Origin of the sequence: Peribacillus muralis, from assembly GCF_001439925.1 — a bacterium.
Taxonomy (GTDB): domain Bacteria; phylum Bacillota; class Bacilli; order Bacillales; family DSM-1321; genus Peribacillus; species Peribacillus muralis.
The window spans coordinates 263,820-283,030 of record NZ_LMBV01000002.1 but is presented as its reverse complement, the minus strand read 5'-3'; the positions used below and the strand labels follow the sequence as shown (position 1 = coordinate 283,030).

Genomic DNA, 19,211 nt, shown 5'->3' with positions numbered 1-19,211 from the left:
AAAAGGACCTAGTCTCCTCCAGTTAAGGAGACTAGGTCCTTTCATCATTTATGATCAGGGTAATCACCGATGAGCCTTCTCGCGCCTAACCGTGAATGGACCTCCAAGGACCATCCATTACTCTAAGTATGAAAGCAGGTATCTCATCAATATCTTATATTATTCAACGATCCCCGTTTGAACCAATTCAATATCCAAATTCACATCAATGGGCATATGAGGATACTCCTTCTCCCAATGCTTTCGGTTGAAGTTTCTAGTTTTACTTTTAGCGAAATCTCCCAGGGCAATCGGATCTATATTGTTTTCCTGAAACATGGTCACCATCTCATCCAACTTTTTACCGAGGATGCGTTCCGCTTTAGCCTCTATTTTGTTCACGTCGACCGGTTTACTTAAGTCATACCCTTGAACTTCGAGCAGACTCGCTTTTATTTTCACATCAATCCTGACCTTGGGGTCTTGATTTGCTGAGGTTATATCATAATGTACACGTGATTTGATGTTACTGATATCTGTAGAATTCTTATCACTCCATTTAATTTCATAACTCCCAAGTTTAAAATTTTCATTAAGCACTTTGTATAAAAAGCCATCCTCATAAGGTATATATTTATCAATATACTTGTCCTTTTTAAACAAAGCGATTCCTTTTATCCGTATACGTCCATCCGCTACCTCCATTAAAGGCAGAGTCGGATCGATTCCTTTACCATGACAAGCATATAAGTACGTATGCAAATCGACCTGAGGCAAATTAGTCCTAATATTTTGTTTAATCAACTCATTGACTTGAACCCCTGGGGTCTTGATTAACTTCGTCTCCATTTTAACAAGATCCTCCGCTTTTCCATGAACGATTGCTAAATACAGATCCCTTCCGACGATTGGATCACGCCGGTATGTATCTACGTAATCATTCAGCCCTTTACGCGCCAATATATCACCATAGAAAATGACAGTAAGTCGCCCGCCGACAACAGGAAATGGTGTTTCTGCATTTTCCTGCTGTCGAGCGGCCTTAACATCATGGGAGACCGCTTCATATACTTCTTTTTTAATATTTCCTTCTTTTCCTGGCTGAGGAACGCTGACAACGACCGTACCTTTGATTTTATTGTCACCGACATCATCATAACCAACGATTTCCGCAATTAAAATATCTTCTAAAATTTGTTTTTCCACACCGCACGCTGTCAAAAAGAAGCAGCCTAATGCAATCAAAAGCATTTTGACTTTCATGGTTTATGACTCCTTACTTTATAGACAATCGACTGCCAAATGAATATGAAGGGAATGTATAAAAAAATGATAAAAAAGCCTATCCGGGAAACAAGCGTATTGAACCAATAGATCTCATTGTGGGTATCCAAGAGAAGACCAGACACTAATATGACAGATAAGATGAACACAACCATCTTTTTTTGCTTCACTCCAAATACTCTTTTCATTGTTCTGCTTGCCGCCCAGACCCCTAGGCATATATTTGGTAACACCTTGAACAGCCATAAGGTGATACCTACATATTCGAACCTTTCAACGAATGGGAGATCGACAACTTTCCAAAATGTCAAAGTTGCCCATATCAAGCCTTTCAGCTGTTCTTGATGATAATAGGCTGTTGATACTATCATCGAAACTAAATAGATCGACATTGTAAAAAGGACACCGAACTGTGCCCATTTTTGAGAAAGTTCACGCTTTTTTATGAACGGATAATAAATCAGCAGCAATTCAAAACCAACATAATTCAAAGTCATTTTCTTACAAGCCACCATAATCTCCAAAAAGGAATGATCAAGTACAGGACCTAAATTTCCAAAGTGAGCGTGCTTCAATGGAAAAAAAATCAAAAGGAATAATGGCGCCACAATGACAAGTCCGATCAAGCTAAAACCGGTAAGCACCCTAAACCCTCCCGTAACAAAGCTATACACGAGAACGAGAATGATGGTCAGCAGCATCAGGACGTTGATCCCAGGGAACATCCAAACCTGAATGACTTCTATATAAGTCCTGATTATAGTGATGGAAATAATGATAAAGTAGAGTATGAATAGAATGTTGAAAGTATTTCCTATCCATTTACCAAACAAATCTTGATGGATGGCGACCAAATCAAACGTATTTGGACCCCGGCCTAAAAGCTTGTAGCACATCCAAATAAAAGCATTTATGATTAATCCTGAAATTATGACTGATATCCAAGCGTCATGCCCGGCCTCTTTCGCTATGACCTGTTCAAATCCTAAAATCCCCACTCCGATCTGCATGCCAGGCATGAGGAAAAAAACAAAAAATGCTGATATTTGTTTCGTTTCATTTGGCTTTACTTCCATACCTTTTCACCGCTTTCTTCGCCTTATTCATCGATATCACTTTGGGTGTTTTGAGTTTCTGCCTTTTTCTTTATCCGTATAGGATTTTCCGTTCGCAAAAACCTTGGCCGTTTTATTTGCTTTGAAAAAGGCAGGCGAATTAAGCTATCTTTAAAGTCATCAAATCGCATCGGGTAAAGCGGCTCCATATATGGGCTTCCGAGTGACTTCAACTTCAATAAATGACATAAAATGAATGCACTGCATAAAGCTAATCCAAACAAACCGTATAATTGGGCCGCCAGCAGAAAAGGGAAACGGATCAGGCGAATCGTATTACTGATTTGGTAAATCGGCATCGTAAAAGAGGCAAGAGCTGCCAGGGCAACGAGCATTAACAAGACATTGCTGACAAACCCCGCTTCCACTGCAGCCGTACCAATGACGATACCGCCTACAATACCGATGGTGGAGCCAACCTTGGCAGGAAGCCTGACTGCAGCTTCCCTCAGAAGTTCAATCGTTCCTTCAAGCACGATCGCCTCCAAAATCGGCGGAAAAGGGATCACTCCCCTTGATGATATTAATAAAGGCAAAAGATTGGTCGGGATCACCTGATAATGATAGGTAATCACGGCAACATACAGTGGCGATGAGAAAATGGAAAATAAAACGGCGAAAAGACGGATCAACCGAAACGATGTACCAAGGTTCCAAATTTGAAAATAATCTTCAAATGATGAAAAGAACGAAATGATGGTGTTGGGACCTACCAATGCATGAGGCGATCCATCAAGCATGATCCCTATTTTCCCTTCAGATAATACCGAAGCCAGGTGATCAGGCCGCTCTGTATCAATCAACTGTGGAAACATCGAATTACGATTATCCGTGATCATCTGTCCCACAAACGAAATATCGACGATCGTGTCATATTCTATATCACCGATTCTTTGCGTGACTGTATCAACAATCTGTTGATTAACGATGCCATCTATATAGAGCACGACTAACCTTGTTTGCGAGATGCTCCCTACCCGGAATTCCTTCGCCTGCAAATCAGGGATAGGTAACCGATTGCGGATCAGGTTCAAATTCGTATCAAGCGATTCAACAAAGGCTTCCTTGGGACCTGCGACCGTATATTCAGACTCGGGTATGGAGGTTTTCCTTTTCACATCTAGAGCACATGGTATCAGCAAGCAAGTTTCATCACCTGTTTTGTACTGAATCATGATTGACCCTGACAATATTAACCTTTGAATGACCTTAATATCCTTTGTCTCTTTTATATCTTCCATCGTGATGTCGCCTTTTAATTGTTGAAGTGGCTTTTTTTGATGAGTAGAGAGGACAGCCAATACTTGTTCATGAACCTGTTGAGCATTAACTAATGAATTAAAGTAGGAAATGGTATAGCCATCTTCATCCGGGAATTGAAAGGTGAGGAAGTCCTTGGATGCTTCGAACTTTTTAAACAAATCCTGAAAATCATTAGACGTACATTGAGAAGCTGCTGCGTCCTTTCCCTTCATGCCCTTAAAAAATCTCACTATACTCACCTGCCACCTAGTATTAAGTTCACCCAATTATTGTAACCACTCTCTTTAATGTTACTCACGACTAACCGCTACTGAAAAAGCTGCTTGATTAAGAAAAAGGCCTAACTGGATAACATGCTTTAAGAAGCATGAAGTCCCAGATAGGCCATTGTGTATGACTTATATTACCTTGAGCTTGGGAAAATTCGAGTTACAAGCTCACGGAATTCATCAGCGAATCCTGCAACAGGTTTTCCATTTTGAATGTCATTCGCATACCCATCCATTCTTTGAACAAAGTCTGGATTCGTCGACACATAAACCTTATCGACTGATGAATCGGCTCCTCTTACGGCATCTGCCACTTTGTCCTTCAGGTCATTCGAGATGTCTTTAGCTCCGCCGTCATTCAGTACAGCCGCTACATAGGCATGATGATCCGTCACAATGACCCTGGCGCTCTTTACGTCCTTCAGCGCCTCGACGCGATTGGAGATATCATCGGATACCCTCATATCGTTTACATCATTAACATTATTATTATTTTGCATGTTATTCACATTTTGCCTAGTGTCGCTAACATTCATCGGATTTTGATAATTATTATCGTTCGTACGATTCATGCCAAGATTCTCATTGGCTCCTTCTTTATCATTGGTATTACAACCCGTTATCACCAATGCCACCATCGCACTTGATATTATCGCTTTATAATTCATCCTTACACCCCTCTCGAAAAAGTTTAACGTTACTATTTGCAAGGAGGGGCTAAATTATGCAGAAAAACTGACTGATGGAGAGTGTTAATTTAAATTAAACCGTTTCATTGCACTGCAGGCGCTCCCTTTCCGCGGGCGGTCTTTGAGCCTCCTCGGCTTTCAGCCTGCGGGGTCTCACGTAGACACGCATTTCCCGCAGGAGTGTCGCCGCCTTCCGTTTCATTCCACTTTGTATTGATACGTAGATAGAACTCTCATGCCTACAGTATGGGAGGATTAGGCTTATATCTTTTCAGTCCCCTTTGCGTGAAAAATGAAGATAGACTTCCATTGCCCATAGTTTTGGAGGATTTGTACTTAGTCCGTTCCAATACACTTTGAATTAGTTATATTAACCTATTCCCTTAAATTGGAACAAAAAAAGACACCGTCTGCAAAATACAGACAGCATCTCCTTTAAGTTGCTTTTCCCATTCTTTCTTCCACTCGTGAAAGTGATAAAGGGTTACCCATCACTTCTTTTTCGAATGCTGAGCTTATCGCCTTTTATCGTATACCATATATTCTTGAATGGTTCCGGTGTTTGTTTTGCGGCATCGACTGTATATTGGACAGCCTCTTTTTTATACTGAACATCTTCAGTGATTTCCTTTTGTGTCATGGAGAGTTGGTCCGTCTCGGATTTGATTTGATCCGTTTTTGCTTGAATGCGCGTTACCGTTTCATTCACATTTTCGATTGTCGGCTTCGAATCCTTGAAGGTTTTGAAAGCAAAAAAAGCTAAATAAATAAGGGCTCCGATAAAGAGGGCAAGACTGATATAAACAATGACCACCTATGATTCCTCCTTCTTACTTTTATCTCTACTATACCCTTAATCCTAGGCAGAAAACGATTTACGATGTATTTTCTTGTATGCCTGGTCATATTATGAAAAGAAAAAGGAGGAATGGACATGAATCAGATGCCGCTACTAAAAGCCTGCCTTAAAGCTGGGGTGGACTTCATTAGACATATAACCATCCAGCAGGCTGCCGCAATAGCAGGAATCATCTTTTTGATCATTCATCCAGAAATTTTAAGTCCGATTTGGATAACCCTTGCAGCCTCCGTCCTCGTATTGATCCTGCTTTGACGCATGTTCATAAACACCGCTATCAGGAAAAATCCCACTGGCTGCCGTAAGCAACATAACGACCTTCAGCCAGTTAAAAGCTTAGGAGCCAAAAGATAACCACGCAAAAAAGTTTAATCAAACGATTGATTAAACAGAAATTTGCCTTACATAGCAGCTTTCCCCCCAACCATTCCCCATTTAAAAGTTCGTAAAAGTGAATTCTTACGAACGTCCATTTTGAATTTTGTTTAAAATAAATCCCAATTCCGTCATTCGTATACTTTGAAATTATTTTCATACCCCTCCCCTTTTTCCTACAATATTCTCAGATGAGATTAAGACGGATATACCACTAATAGATACAATATAGGTATCAAAAACAAATGGTGTTAACAATTTTATAAAAAATGCAGGCTAAATGAACCATTCCCCAATTAAATATATTATCCTATTTTGTCGATATACGCTGGCAGCTTCCGTACTGCGTTGAATTTCCCCAAATAGTAAATGGAAAATTATAAAAATTGTGTATAATGAAGCTATATTATGTATTTTCAAGGAGGAATCTTATTCATGGATCCGCTTATTCAACAGTTCAGGGATTTGCCCACAACGGCCATTTCGGATGTTATGGGGGGGATGAGCAATCTCGATTCAGCAATTAAGCCTTTGGATGAAGGATACCGTTTTGCTGGACGGGCTTTGACGGTACGGGTGCCTGTCGGGGATAATTCGGCCGTTTTAAAGGCGATCGGAGAGGCAAACCCTGGAGATATTATAGTCGTTGATTGCAAAGGGGATACATACCGGGCGATCGCGGGAGACTTTGTTGTCGGCATGATGCAGACGATGGAAATTGGTGCGCTTGTAGTGGATGGGGTCATTCGTGATCTTAAGGCGATTAAAGACCTGAAGTTCCCTGTATTCTGTAAAGGGAGTACCGTTGCCTCAAGTGGCAAGGCAGGGGTTGGAGAAACGAATGTCCCGATTTCCTGTGGCGGGGTTTCTGTATTTCCTGGTGATATCATCGTTGGGGATGTAGACGGGGTCGTGGTCGTTCCCCAAGCCAGGGGAAAAGAAATCCTCTTACAGGCAGAAGATAAAATCATAAAGGATGAACAACGGGCCGAAAAGTATGCAGGCAAGCCTGAAGAAATAAGAAAGTATATAGCGATGATGAGTAATAAAGCATGATATCGACATAAAAAAACAGGCAGGATGCGATGGCTTCCTGCCTGTTTTTTGTACTGCTTTATTTATCGGTTACGGGTTCTTTTGATTCATCTGGTTCATATGTGTAATCATAATCAGCTGGGTCAATCTTTTTAAAGCCATTCGGCGTGTAGAAACGGAGTAAATCCCCGTTCACGACCTGGTCGGATAAATTGAGCATCGTTTCGACTCTCTTTTTATTATTGAGAATGTCTTGATTTTCCTCGACCAATTCGCCTGTTTTCGTATCATAGTATTTCCCTTTGATGGAAGTGACATTTGGTGTTACGAAGTCACCATTCCTGAAAGGTACTACTTGGTTATGATCCTTGGACAATAAATCAGAACCGAATTGTACGTATTCCTTGGATTCAACTCCTAGTAGATGCAATAAAGTAGGGAGAAGGTCAATTTGACCACCGTATTGGTGCATTTCCCCGCCTTTGACTCCTGGAGCATGAATCAATAATGGTACACGCTGTAATTGGGCATTCTCAAATGCGCCAACTTCCTTACCAAGCACTTGTGACATGGCATCCGTATGGTTTTCGGAAATGCCATAGTGATCACCATACATCACGATTACGGAATTATCATATAGGCCTGATTTCTTCAGATAAACGAAGAACTCTCTTAGTGCTTCATCGGCATAGCGAGCAGTTTGGAAGTAATTATCAACCGATGCATCGCCAGTATTTAGCTTGCCGATTGTCGCTTTTTCCTGATCCATCGCATATGGGAAGTGATGGGAAACCGTTATGAATTTTGAATAGAAAGGCTGTTTAAGCGTTTCTAACATCGGAATTGATTCCTTGAAGAAAGGCTTATCCATCAAACCGTAACTAAGCACTTCTTCTTTGTTTTCCATATTATAATGGTTTGCATCGAAGAACTGATTGAAGCCTAGAGATTTATACATCTTATCCCGGTTCCAGAAGGATTTATAATTACCATGGAAAACGGCAGAAGTATACCCTTTTTGCCCCAAAATGGCTGGTGCCGCTTGATACGTATTTTGGGCTTGGGTTGTGAACGCCGCCCCCTGTGGTAAACCGAACAGGGAATTTTCAAGCATGAATTCAGCATCCGCTGTTTTCCCCTGACCTACTTGATGGAAGAAATTATCAAAGTACATGAAATCTGAATTATCATGTGCCAGTGAGTTTAAAAATGGAGTTACTTCTTCTCCATTCAATTTATAATCGATCAGGAAATTCTGCATTGACTCCAAATGCAGGTAGATGACGTTCTTACCTTCAGCTTTGCCAAAATACTTAGGATTCGGTTCAGCGCTTGTTGCCTTCGTATAGTTGACGACCTCTGCGATATCCGTACTATTTGCAGTTGCACGCTGAGCGTATGTTTTAGTATTTTGAACAGCATCATAGACCGTATAGTTATACATGCCCAAATATTTGACAATATAGTTGCGGTCGAATGTTCTTGATAGTAATTGCGGACGATCCTTTTCAGCAAGTCCTAAATTGATGGCGAAAATCGCTAGTCCCGCCAGATAAACCATTGCGATCGTACGGCGTTTGAGCCTGAAGTCTTCCACTTTAAACTTTTTGAACCTGTACAGAACGATCAACAGGACCGTATCAATAAAGTAAAATACATCATGTCCTTTAAATAGTGCCCAAACACTTGGGCCCAAGTCCCCTGCATTTTGAACTTGCGTCAAAGTTGGCAACGTGATGAAATCAGTGAATGAACGGTAATATACGATATTGAAGAACAACCATAAAGACATCAATAAGTTTAGCCTGATGATCCATTTAAACGATTTTTTGCCCTTCGCCAATAGTGCCAAGCCGAAGAATAAAACGGCTGAACTAATCGGGTTTATGAAAAGCAGGAACTGTTGCAGGCCGTTTTCAAGACCTAAGTTAAATTCGATCCGATATCCAATATATGTTTTTATCCAAAACAGAACTACTGCAATAAAGAAAAAGCCTAGTATGTTATTTGCAAATAAATGCCGGCTTTTTTTAAGAAAATTATTCATGCTTTCACCTCTATTAATCTAGTGGTTTATTTATATAAATTTTTACATACTGATCGAGACGGAAAATCGCAGAACTTATGATAGCATCCTTTCACTCAGATAGTCAAGGTTATGACAAACCACTTTTTGTCAAATCCAATTGCTATCTTTTTAGAACACTTCTTTAGCTTATGAACAAGCCTTAGAAAAAATAACAGCGTTTCACCCGTCATGAATAGTTCAGCACAACTATAACAAATATATAAGATTCCCTGGTCATATTCCAATAAATATCACCGTAACTTTTTCAGGGAGTTTGGATGACTGTCACAATTCCGTTTCACTCCTTCAGGCTTTTACTATTATAAACGACTCTTTATAAAAACACCAGTACATTACAAAATATGTAAAGATACAAATCTTTTGTTTTTGAATATCATTAGATTGTCCATGCTTATCTTTCCCGATGAATCGACAGATGAAAATCTACTTGGCCATTAACCGAGGCATCGCTTCCCCCTGCCTTTTAATTCTATTTTGGAGCAATCAGCGCCATATCCATCTGTTTTTCATCTCTGTCTTTGTTAAGAAGTTGTACCATTGTTTAACAAATGTCCTAAAAGCTTTTTTCTTTGCCCTTCGCCTCATTTCGACATCATGCTAGAAAAGATCAATTCGCTTAACTTTTTATTATATAAAGCATAAATGTCACCAAAATTTCACGAATCACTTTTTCAACCCATCATAGGGTTGATTTACCAACCTGCCTGGATTTATGCAAGAAAGGTACATACATCGGTTATCTTTTCATTTTTACATTATAATAGGAAGAAACTTTTTTTTCACAGCCATTTACGTATGCATAAACCTTGTCCATTCGCCCAATTCGGATGGTAATGACCGTATGTTTCCCTTCTACGATACATGTAATTCCTCCATCTCCTTCATTAAATATATATAATCTCATTCAGATTTATTAATAAAATAAAAAAAAACCTGCCCTCAATCGAGGACAGGACAGCTATTATTTACTTAATGCCTTCAGAAATTTCTTTTACCATCTCTTCAACCGATTCCAGTCCGCCTCCGGATAGGTACCAGTAGTTAGGGTCAAGATAAATGATATGATCTTCTTTAAATGCTTTCGTATTTTTCACGATATCATTTTCCACCGTTTCTTTTGCGGCAGCGCCATCACCGACAACTGCATCTCTGTCCACAACGAATAAGTAGTCCGGATCCTTTTCTGCAATATATTCGAAAGAAACGCTTTGACCATGTGTAGATACTTCCAATTTATCATCGACAGCAGGTACTCCGAATACATCATGGATGATTCCGAATCTCGAATCCGGGCCGTATGCACTTACTTTACCTCCGTTTGCAAGTACGATTAAGCCTTTTTTGTCAGCTGGAACATTTTCTTTCAACGCATCAATGTTTTCTTCGACAGTTGCCAGTTCTTTAGCTGCTTCGTCTTCTTTACTGAAGATTTTGCCCAAAAGCGTTACATTTTCTTTAAAGGATTCCATATACTTTGTTGTATCAACACCTACGTAGACTGTAGGGGCAATTTTGCTTAGTTCTTTATATGCTTCTGATTGACGACCTGAAATCAGGATTAGGTCCGGAGCCAGTTCATTGATTTTTTCGAAGTCAGGTTCCTTTAACCCGCCTGCATTCTCCGTTTTGCCTTCATATTTAGAAAGGTATTTCGGAAGTCCATCATGAGGGACAGCCGCTACTTCCACACCTAATTTATCAAGTGTATCAAGGGCCCCCATATCGAATACCACAACTTTTTTAGGGTTGATTTTCACTTTCGTTTCGCCTAATTGGTGCTTAACCGTAATTTCTTCGTTTTTAGCAGTTTCCTTTTTCGCACCTGATTCTTCTTTTTCCTTATCTGATCCACAAGCTACAGCCACTACAGCAAGCATGGCAATTAAAAGCAATACTGATAATTTCTTTATCATTTTGGTCACCTCGAAAAATTTTTTTTATTTAAAATTACAAATCGAATCCTCGCCATCCGAAAATCACCATCGCCATTTCTCCCTGAAAACAGGAGTCAGCTATAATCTTGGGCGCCCGCCAACTCCATACAGCCAAAGAAATGTGCGAAGTGCTCCTGGAACGGCTGCGATTACTAAGTAATTGAAAACCAATTGGATGGGTACTTACGTAAAGTACACGCAAATCTTCTTGTCGTTAATGGTTTGGATTTCAATGTCCATATCGTAGATTTCCTTCAATACAACGGAATCGATGACTTGTTCGGTAGGTCCATTATGAACGACCTTCCCGTCCTTCAATGCGACGATATAGTCTGAATAGCAGGAAGCAAAATTAATATCATGGATGACGATGATGACCGTCTTTCCCAGGTCATCTGCCAATCGCCTTAACACCTTCATGATTTGGACGGAATGCTTCATATCCAAATTGTTCAAAGGTTCGTCAAGAAGGACATACTCCGTGTTCTGTGCGATTACCATGGCAATGAATGCCCGTTGCTGCTGCCCGCCGCTAAGCTGGTCAAGGAATTTTTCCTGCATGTCGGCAAGCTCCATATATTCAATCGCTTCATCGACATAGCTCCAATCCTCTTTCGTCAGTTTTCCTTGTGAATAAGGGAACCGGCCAAAGGCGACGAGTTCACGAATCGTTAAACGGATATTGATATGGTTCGCCTGCTTTAAGATGGCGATTTTCTTCGCAAGCTCATTGCTTTTGAATTTCACCATATCCTTACCATCAATCAGGACTTCTCCTGAATCCCGGGTAATGAGCCGGCTGATCATCGAAAGGACGGTACTTTTCCCCGCTCCATTGGGACCGATGAAGGAGGTGATTTTCCCTTTCACAATTTCAAGGGAAACGTCCTCGACAACCGTCTTATTATTATATTTTTTGAATAAATTCCTCACTTCTACCATGATTTATTCTCCTTTAATAGAAGATAGATGAAATAAACTCCGCCAATGAAGTTAATGATGACACTTAAGGTGGTGGAAAACGTAAAGATCCTCTCTACGATGAATTGACCGCCGACCAAGGCAATCACACTGATCAGCATCGCCCCCGGGATGATATGTTTATGCTGATACGATTTAATGAATTGATAAGCCACATTGGCTACAAGCAATCCGAGGAACGTGATTGGGCCGATCAGGGCGGTAGAAATGGAGATCAAGATCGTAACTGCGATCAAAACCCGTTTTGTGACAAAATCATAATCGACACCTAAGTTTACGGCTTGGTCCCTCCCGAGGGACATGACGTCCAAATACTTCAAAAATCTCATGAAATAGATCATTACCGCTATCATGAGGATGATGGCTAAGGTTAACAGGTCGGTATTGACATTATTGAAGCTGGCAAACATTTTATTTTGGATGATCTGAAATTCATTCGGGTCAATCAGCACTTGCATGAATGAAGACATACTGCCGAATAGTGTCCCGAAGATGATACCGATAAGCAATAAGAAGTAAATATTGCGGTTCTTCTTGAACATGAACTTGAACAGCAAACTGGAAAATATAAGCATCGCAGTCAGCGTCACCAGGAAATTGAGATTTTTATTCAGTATCAGAATATGCGTTGAACCGAAGAGGAAAATCACTCCCGTTTGAATCAGCATGTACATGGAGTCCAATCCCAAAATGCTTGGTGTCAGGATTTTATTATTCGTGACCGTCTGGAATATCACGGTTGAAAAGGCGATCGCACAGCCTACGACGATGATGGCGATGATTTTTATGATTCTTCTCGGAAGTGCATAATCCCAATTCGGACCAAGATCCCAAAAGATATACCCTGCCGTCAAAATCGCTGCAAGGACGGCTAACATCATGATTCTACGTTTATTATTCATATGCCTTTCTCCTCATTATCAGATAGATGAATACGGCGCTTCCTATCACACCCACCACAAGACCGATCGGGATTTCAAATGGATATATGATAATCCTGCCGAGGATATCGCAGATCAATAGGAAAACGGCCCCTAGCAATGCTGTATGAGAAAGACTCTTTTTCAAATCATCACCAAGATAGAGGGATACAATATTCGGTACGATCAATCCTATGAAAGGTATGGTCCCCACCGTCAGCAAAACGACTGTCGAGGATAAGGCCACGATGACCAAGCCGAAATTGACGACGAATTTATAATTGAGTCCCAGGTTGATGGCAAATTCCTCACCCATACCTGCCACAGTGAATTTATTGGCAAAGAAGTAGGCGAGAATGACCAACGGGATACTAACATAGATAAGTTCGTACCTACCCGACATGATCATCGAGAAGTCACCATTCATCCAAGTGTTGAGGCTTTGGATCAAGTCATATTTATAAGCGAAGAATGTCGAGATCGAACCGACGATATTGCCAAACATCAGCCCAACCAATGGAATGAAAATCGTATCCTTGTATTTCACTTGATCAAGTATTTTCATGAACAAGAAGGTCCCTGCCAAAGCGAATAGGAAAGCGAATGCCATTTTCTCGATAAGGGCGGCTGAGGGAAAAATGATAAGGGCAAGTAAAAGGCCAAGCCTTGCAGAATCCATGGTTCCTGCAGTCGTCGGAGATACAAACTTATTGCGGCTCAACTGCTGCATGATCAGTCCGCTTATGCTCATCACCACTCCGGCAATGATTATCGTCACCATTCTAGGAAAACGGCTTTGAACCATGATTTGCACTTTATCGTCGGTTAAGTCCAATAAATCGAGGGGGCTGATATCCTTCACGCCAATGAATAATGAAGTAAAGGACAAAATGACTAAAGCAATAACTAAATATCTTATTTTCATCTACATTTCCTACTCTTCCTTATCTCAGTAAAGACAGCGATAATATTTTTAATTAAAAATATATGAATAAAGACTATTAATCAGTCTCTTATTCACCGTTGATCCATAGGGGCATGATATGTATGATAATGATTTTCATTATCAACTTCATCCTTATTCTATCACTTCTTGGATATGTGTCAATATATACAAAGCAATTACTTATATTAATTAATGCTAGTTCTATTGTAATGAATTTGGATAATCCATCCATGCAATTGTCTTGTGGACGTGATAAAATCAAAATAACAAAAATTTACTCTTCTAATGAAAGAAGCGATAAGATGAAAACCTTCCTTTCCAAAATATTCACCAAAAAGGATAAAGTCCAGATTGAATTTTGCCAAAATAATCTTGACCGCTTCCTTAAGGAACAAACAGTTGCTGATTTCGGGACGTTTTTAGCTAATCCAAGGATTCAATATAAGGAATATGAATGCTTAAGCGAATGTAAGCTTTGTCAGGATACGCCCTACGCAAAAGTGAACAACCAGATTATGCGTGGGAAGGATTCACATGACCTTTTGAAACAATTGCAGGAAGCTCTAAAATAAATGCGGATCAAGCAAAGAGCTGATCCGCATTTTTTTGTTTCCCCAAACGGCTTAGAAGCTAACAATCCTTACTGGGCTACAAGCCATGGAACCTCTTCTATTAATCTAGTAGATACTTCCTGTTTTTTACCAATCCTCTCTTTTATACTATATAACTAGTGAAAAATATGATAATTTATGGAAAAAGATAAACGAGGAGGACCTCCATGAAAAAAATCATTCCAACCATTTTATCAGCCGTCACTTTAGGTCTTGTCACTGGCTTGCCTGGCCAAAATCCGATTGCCGAGGCAGAAGAATTCACCCCTTATTATGGAAATGGGCCAAGCTATATTCAACCTGATAATCTCTCCCACCTTTTCCCTGAACCTGCTGCATCTTTCAAGACCCCTGCCTTTAAGAAAGACAAGATCTCCTTTACAAGCCAAGAAGAAATGATGGGCTATATCAAGTCCCTCTCCCGTAAAAATAAGAACATCCATATCAAGACGATAGGAAAATCCACAGAGGGACGCGACATCCCGATGCTGCTTTTCAGCAAGAATTCAAAAAACCCGCGAAAGGATAACGATAAACCATTGATTTGGATCCAAGGTCAAATTCATGGGAATGAACCCGCCGCAGGTGAATCAACTCTAGTCCTTGCCCAATGGCTGGCAGAAGGCACGCTTGGTGACGTCCTCGAGAAAGTGAATGTAGCCATCGTTCCGCGCGTCAATCCAGATGGCTCTTACTACTTCAAGCGATATACCGCAAATGACATGGATGCGAATCGCGATTATTTAAAAGTCGAGTACCCTGAAGTGCAGAAGATCCATCAGGCTATCAATGATTATCAGCCTGAAGTCATTCTTGATGTACATGAATATACAGTCAATCCCGCTCCCCTTAATAAGGTAGGCTCAAAAGGATCGATTTCTTCCTATGATCTACTCATCTCCTCGGCCAAGAATTTAAATATTCCGGAGCCGCTTCGGAAAGCTTCCGATGAGCTGCTTTTACCGGATGTTTTTAAAGCCTTGAATAAAGAAAAGCTCTCCTATCATGATTACTATACCCTCGATACTTCTGACACAGGAGTCCTTACGGCGACTGAAGGGAGCACGGAAGCAAGGATCGGCAGAAACGCCCTCGGCTTGAAAAATACGATGACCTATTTAATTGAAACCAGGGGAATCAATATCGCCAGGACGGATTTTAAACGGCGGGTTTTTGCCCAAGCGACGGCACAGGCCTCATTCATTAAAACGGCCGCTGAAAATGCAAGTAGCGTAAAAAAAGTGGTGAAGCAGGCAGAACATGAGGTCGTCAAGAAAGGAAGAAATGCTAATGATAAGGACAAGATCGTCATTAGCAGCGAGAATAAGTTAGTCAGAAATCAAAGGCTGGCAGTAGTCGATTTAGCGAAAGCCAAATTGGTTCAAACCCCTATCGATTGGCTCGATTCGACCGATGCTTATGCTACCCTTGTCAGAAATCGCCCGACAGCCTACATCCTGCCAGCTGAATATAAAGAGATTGCCAAAAAACTTCAGCTATTGGGTGTACAGGTGAAAACATTGAAAAAACCGATGAGAATATCAGTTGAAGGCTATAAAGTCAAAGATGTAAAGATATCTCCGGAACTGGAAAGCGGACATAGCACAAGAAAAGTCGCAACCGACATAACAGCGAAGAAACGCGATTTCCCAAAAGGGAGCTATGTATTCGACATGGCCCAGGTTAATGCCAACTTCATCTCCCTTGCTCTCGAGCCAGAAGGGATCGACAGTTATGTGACATTCAATTTCATCCCTGCTGAAAAAGGGAAGGAACTCCCGATTTACCGCTATATGCAGCAATCTTCGTTACCAGCTAAATGATTCAGCTTGGTTCATAAAAACACGCTTTGGCAGCTTACATCGCCAAGGCGTTTTTGTTTTACCATCCACGATTTGATTTTGCGAATGCTATGGAGACTTCTGAATATATATATACGAAAAAGTGTTTTTTGAGGAGGGGAACATCTTTGAGCCAAAAAGTACAAAGGGAAATGGACCGCCTTATTCATTGCTTGAAACGGGACCAATCCGCTGATGGCTCGTGGAATTATCCGTTTGATACCGGGATAACCGCAGATGCCTATATGATTATCTTATTAAAAATTCTCGATATGGAAGACCCTCCGCTTATAGAGGCTTTAGTCAACCGAATTGAAAGCAGGCAAACCGAAAACGGCTCATGGAAGCTTTTCCAAGATGAGGTCGACGGTAATGTTACAGTGACGATCGAGGCTTACTATGGACTTCTTTATAGCGGCCTCCGAACTATGCATGATCCCAATATGAGGAAAGCGAAACAATTCATTCTGTCCAAGGGTGGAATCAAACAAGCCAAAGCGTTAACCAAAATGATGCTAACGGTCACCGGACAATATAAATGGCCGCTCCTTTTCCCCATTCCTCTAGAAGCTGTCTTACTGCCGCCAACCTTTTTCGTCAGCATTTATGATCTTTCCGTATATGGGCGGGTCAACATGATCCCCATCCTGTTGCTTGGTCATAAAAGGTTTCAGATCAAGCCCCCGAACGCTCCCAGTTTAAAAGATTTGTTCCTGACGAGGGAGGAAAGATCCGAGGAACACGTATGGGAGGAATATCGTACCGGTGAATATCGCTCATTCTTTTCCAAGATTGAAAATGGAATCAAAACGTTAATTGGTTTTCCCGATTATTTACATTCCTTGGCCTTGGATTCAACGAAACGGTTTATGCTCGACAGACTTGAACCGGACGGAACGCTATATAATTATTTCGGTTCCACCTTCTTCATGATCTTCGCACTCCTATCCCTTGGCTATTCAAAAAATGATCCGGTGATCGTTAAGGCAGTGGCCGGCTTGAAGGGGATGGCCTGTTCCGTCGATGGACAGACGCATATCCAGTTTACGACGCCCCATGTCTGGAATACCTCCTTGATCAGCTACGCGCTTCAAGAAGCAGGTATCCCTGTTGAAGATGAGACCGTTAGCGCCGCCAACCATTATTTGCTGTCGCGCCAGCATTATATGTATGGAGATTGGTTGATTCATAATCCTGATGCCATACCGGGAGGCTGGGGGTTTTCGGATTTGAATACGATGAACCCGGATGTGGATGATACGACCGCCACACTGCGGGCGCTCGCTAATCAAATTCATCAAGCAAATGCTAACCGGGATAGTTGGCAGCGCGGTGTCTCCTTCACCCTTTCCATGCAAAATGACGATGGCGGCTTTCCTGCCTTCGAGCGGAATAATGACCATAAATGGCTCCAGCTTCTGCCGCTGGAAGGCTCCAAATATCTTCTTACCGACCCTTCGACCGCTGATTTGACGGGAAGAACACTTGAATTCCTCGGAAATTATACAAACATGAAAAAGCCAGAGGAAGTCAGCAAAAGAGCGATTGACTGGCTATTGCAAGACCAGAAGCGTGATGGTTCCTGGTATGGGCGTTGGGGAATCTGCTATCTATATGGCACATGGTCTGCCCTCACTGGCCTGAAGGCTTCTGGGCAATCCAGTGAACATCCGTCCATCCGAAAAGCTGTGGCTTGGTTGATGGCTATCCAAAATGAAGATGGCGGCTGGGGTGAATCCTGCTACAGCGACATCAAGGAACGATACACTCCTTTAGGTGCCAGTACTCTTACCCATTCAGCCTGGGCAGTGGATGCGTTGATATCGGTATCCGAAGAGCCGACAGCGGAAATAGAAAAAGGCATTGCCTATTTAATCCGCTCAGGTGAAACTGGCAGTTGGACCGATCATTATCCTGCGGGCCAGGCAATGGCTGATTTTTTGTATATCCATTATCACAGCTATCGCTATATCTATCCGCTTTTGGCCTTAAGTCATTACAAAAACAAATTCCTGGAAGCTTGATCTTCCCTGCTGCATTTTTTTCTTAATGATGAATATGTGGATGACCTGTGGAAAAGGGTGACATAACCTAAAAATGTTATCCACAATCCAGGGTTATCCACATCTTTTTGTCCAAAACATAACGAAAAGCGACAATTTTGTTGATTAATCCATGACAAATCGGTGCGTAACTCTTTTTTCAAATCTTTTTTTTGCCCGACATGTGGATAGTTTGGGGATGACTGATTCTTTTTACGTGAAAATGGTATCCAGTTTATCGCTATAAAATTCAATCGCCTTTGCATAAGATTGAATGCCGGGATCATTCGAGGTTTCCGCAATGATTTTCAATAAAGATTCCATCGCGAGATTGTGCTGACCCAAATTATAAAACGCCATTGCCCTGAATACCAATAACGCCTTATCGTCAGGAAACTTTTCAATCCCCGCCTCCAATGTCCGTTCTGCTTGCGCGTATTTCCCGATGGTGCGATATGTACTTCCCAATCCTAGGTAAGCGCCCTTTGCTTCCTCATCCGGCAATCCCAACCCGATAGCCGCTTCATAGTGAGACACCGCCTCCACCTCAAGCCCGAGAATATCCAAGCTCCAGGCACATTGATACTGGATGACTGCATCCTGGGGATATCGCTTCGCCAGCTCCTGCAAAATTTGCTTCGATTGTTCAAATTCTTTGTTTGCTCTTAAGGACAGCGCCCTCTCTAAACTTTCCATCAAGCATTCCTCCATTGAATGAAAGTACCTACAGACCCCTCATTCGATAGGCACACCAGCATTTCCTGCTTCATGCTTCTAGAAAGGAATGAATTGTTCCAGTCATGACATTGTCGTTGATTTCCATTCTGCTTGAAACGAAGGTGGAATTCCGATTGCCCACAGTTTAGGCTGGTTTATATCTTAAACCGTTTCATTGCACTTAGATGCTCGCTTATCCAGATGCGGTCGGCCCTCAGCGCACTTACGCCTACTTGGCTTCGGTGGACGAGTATTTTCTCAT

16 protein-coding genes are annotated in these 19,211 nt (G+C 41.4%); 5 read left to right on the top strand and 11 right to left on the bottom strand.

Going from position 1 to position 19,211, the window contains the following annotated elements; all coding sequences use genetic code 11:
* Positions 1-159 precede the first annotated feature (159 nt).
* The 5 genes from ASU00_RS03675 to ASU00_RS03655 all read right to left on the bottom strand — a co-directional run bounded on the left by ASU00_RS03675 (position 160) and on the right by ASU00_RS03655 (position 5,413).
* A complete protein-coding gene (locus tag ASU00_RS03675; protein WP_057912082.1) occupies positions 160-1,242 on the bottom strand; it encodes a Ger(x)C family spore germination protein in 1,083 nt (360 codons plus the stop codon).
* Complete coding sequence (locus tag ASU00_RS03670; RefSeq protein WP_057912081.1) at positions 1,239-2,339, bottom strand: GerAB/ArcD/ProY family transporter; 1,101 nt, start codon at positions 2,337-2,339, stop codon at positions 1,239-1,241. Before ASU00_RS03670 ends, ASU00_RS03675 begins: the two co-directional genes overlap by 4 nt.
* A 23-nt stretch (positions 2,340-2,362) precedes the next feature.
* Positions 2,363-3,871, bottom strand: coding sequence for a spore germination protein (locus ASU00_RS03665; RefSeq protein ID WP_236712577.1), 1,509 nt, complete (start codon positions 3,869-3,871; stop codon positions 2,363-2,365).
* Between the two features lie 173 nt (positions 3,872-4,044).
* Entirely contained in the window at positions 4,045-4,578 is a 534-nt protein-coding gene (locus ASU00_RS03660; RefSeq protein ID WP_057912080.1) for a YhcN/YlaJ family sporulation lipoprotein, read from the bottom strand.
* A gap of 505 nt (positions 4,579-5,083) precedes the next feature.
* A complete protein-coding gene (locus ASU00_RS03655; RefSeq protein WP_057912079.1) occupies positions 5,084-5,413 on the bottom strand; it encodes a DUF948 domain-containing protein in 330 nt (109 codons plus the stop codon).
* Positions 5,414-5,533: 120 nt separating this feature from the next.
* On the opposite strand from ASU00_RS03655, the gene ASU00_RS03650 reads away from it, so the two are divergent.
* Together ASU00_RS03650 and ASU00_RS03640 are read left to right on the top strand one after the other, a co-directional pair.
* On the top strand, positions 5,534-5,713 hold the full coding sequence (locus tag ASU00_RS03650; RefSeq protein WP_057912078.1) for a hypothetical protein: 180 nt from the start codon (positions 5,534-5,536) through the stop codon (positions 5,711-5,713).
* 555 nt (positions 5,714-6,268) lie between these two features.
* The gene (locus tag ASU00_RS03640) at positions 6,269-6,889 is read left to right on the top strand and encodes an RraA family protein (protein ID WP_057912076.1); all 621 of its coding nucleotides are present in this window, start codon (positions 6,269-6,271) and stop codon (positions 6,887-6,889) included.
* A 58-nt stretch (positions 6,890-6,947) separates the two neighbouring features.
* Here the strand turns inward: ASU00_RS03640 and ASU00_RS03635 are convergent, their stop codons facing one another.
* From ASU00_RS03635 to ASU00_RS03615, 5 genes are all read right to left on the bottom strand, one after another.
* Positions 6,948-8,915 carry an LTA synthase family protein gene (locus tag ASU00_RS03635; RefSeq protein ID WP_057912075.1) on the bottom strand — a complete coding sequence of 656 codons (1,968 nt, stop codon included), beginning with the start codon at positions 8,913-8,915 and terminating at the stop codon, positions 6,948-6,950.
* 1,007 nt (positions 8,916-9,922) lie between these two features.
* Complete coding sequence (locus ASU00_RS03630) at positions 9,923-10,867, bottom strand: siderophore ABC transporter substrate-binding protein (protein WP_201786268.1); 945 nt, start codon at positions 10,865-10,867, stop codon at positions 9,923-9,925.
* Between the two features lie 207 nt (positions 10,868-11,074).
* Complete coding sequence (locus ASU00_RS03625; protein ID WP_057912073.1) at positions 11,075-11,833, bottom strand: iron ABC transporter ATP-binding protein; 759 nt, start codon at positions 11,831-11,833, stop codon at positions 11,075-11,077.
* Positions 11,827-12,774, bottom strand: coding sequence for an iron chelate uptake ABC transporter family permease subunit (locus ASU00_RS03620; protein WP_057912072.1), 948 nt, complete (start codon positions 12,772-12,774; stop codon positions 11,827-11,829). The genes ASU00_RS03625 and ASU00_RS03620 overlap by 7 nt, the downstream gene beginning before the upstream one ends.
* Complete coding sequence (locus tag ASU00_RS03615; protein ID WP_057912071.1) at positions 12,767-13,717, bottom strand: ABC transporter permease; 951 nt, start codon at positions 13,715-13,717, stop codon at positions 12,767-12,769. The genes ASU00_RS03620 and ASU00_RS03615 overlap by 8 nt, the downstream gene beginning before the upstream one ends.
* Before the next feature lie 122 nt (positions 13,718-13,839).
* On the opposite strand from ASU00_RS03615, the gene ASU00_RS03610 reads away from it, so the two are divergent.
* The 3 genes from ASU00_RS03610 to shc all read left to right on the top strand — a co-directional run bounded on the left by ASU00_RS03610 (position 13,840) and on the right by shc (position 18,214).
* A complete protein-coding gene (locus ASU00_RS03610; RefSeq protein WP_057912070.1) occupies positions 13,840-14,310 on the top strand; it encodes a DUF1450 domain-containing protein in 471 nt (156 codons plus the stop codon).
* A 206-nt stretch (positions 14,311-14,516) separates the two neighbouring features.
* Positions 14,517-16,172 carry a M14 family metallopeptidase gene (locus ASU00_RS03605; RefSeq protein ID WP_057912069.1) on the top strand — a complete coding sequence of 552 codons (1,656 nt, stop codon included), beginning with the start codon at positions 14,517-14,519 and terminating at the stop codon, positions 16,170-16,172.
* A gap of 146 nt (positions 16,173-16,318) precedes the next feature.
* The gene (shc, locus tag ASU00_RS03600) at positions 16,319-18,214 is read left to right on the top strand and encodes a squalene--hopene cyclase (RefSeq protein WP_330219514.1); all 1,896 of its coding nucleotides are present in this window, start codon (positions 16,319-16,321) and stop codon (positions 18,212-18,214) included.
* Between the two features lie 231 nt (positions 18,215-18,445).
* Here the strand turns inward: shc and ASU00_RS03595 are convergent, their stop codons facing one another.
* A complete protein-coding gene (locus ASU00_RS03595; protein ID WP_330219513.1) occupies positions 18,446-18,928 on the bottom strand; it encodes a tetratricopeptide repeat protein in 483 nt (160 codons plus the stop codon).
* Positions 18,929-19,211: the final 283 nt, after the last annotated feature.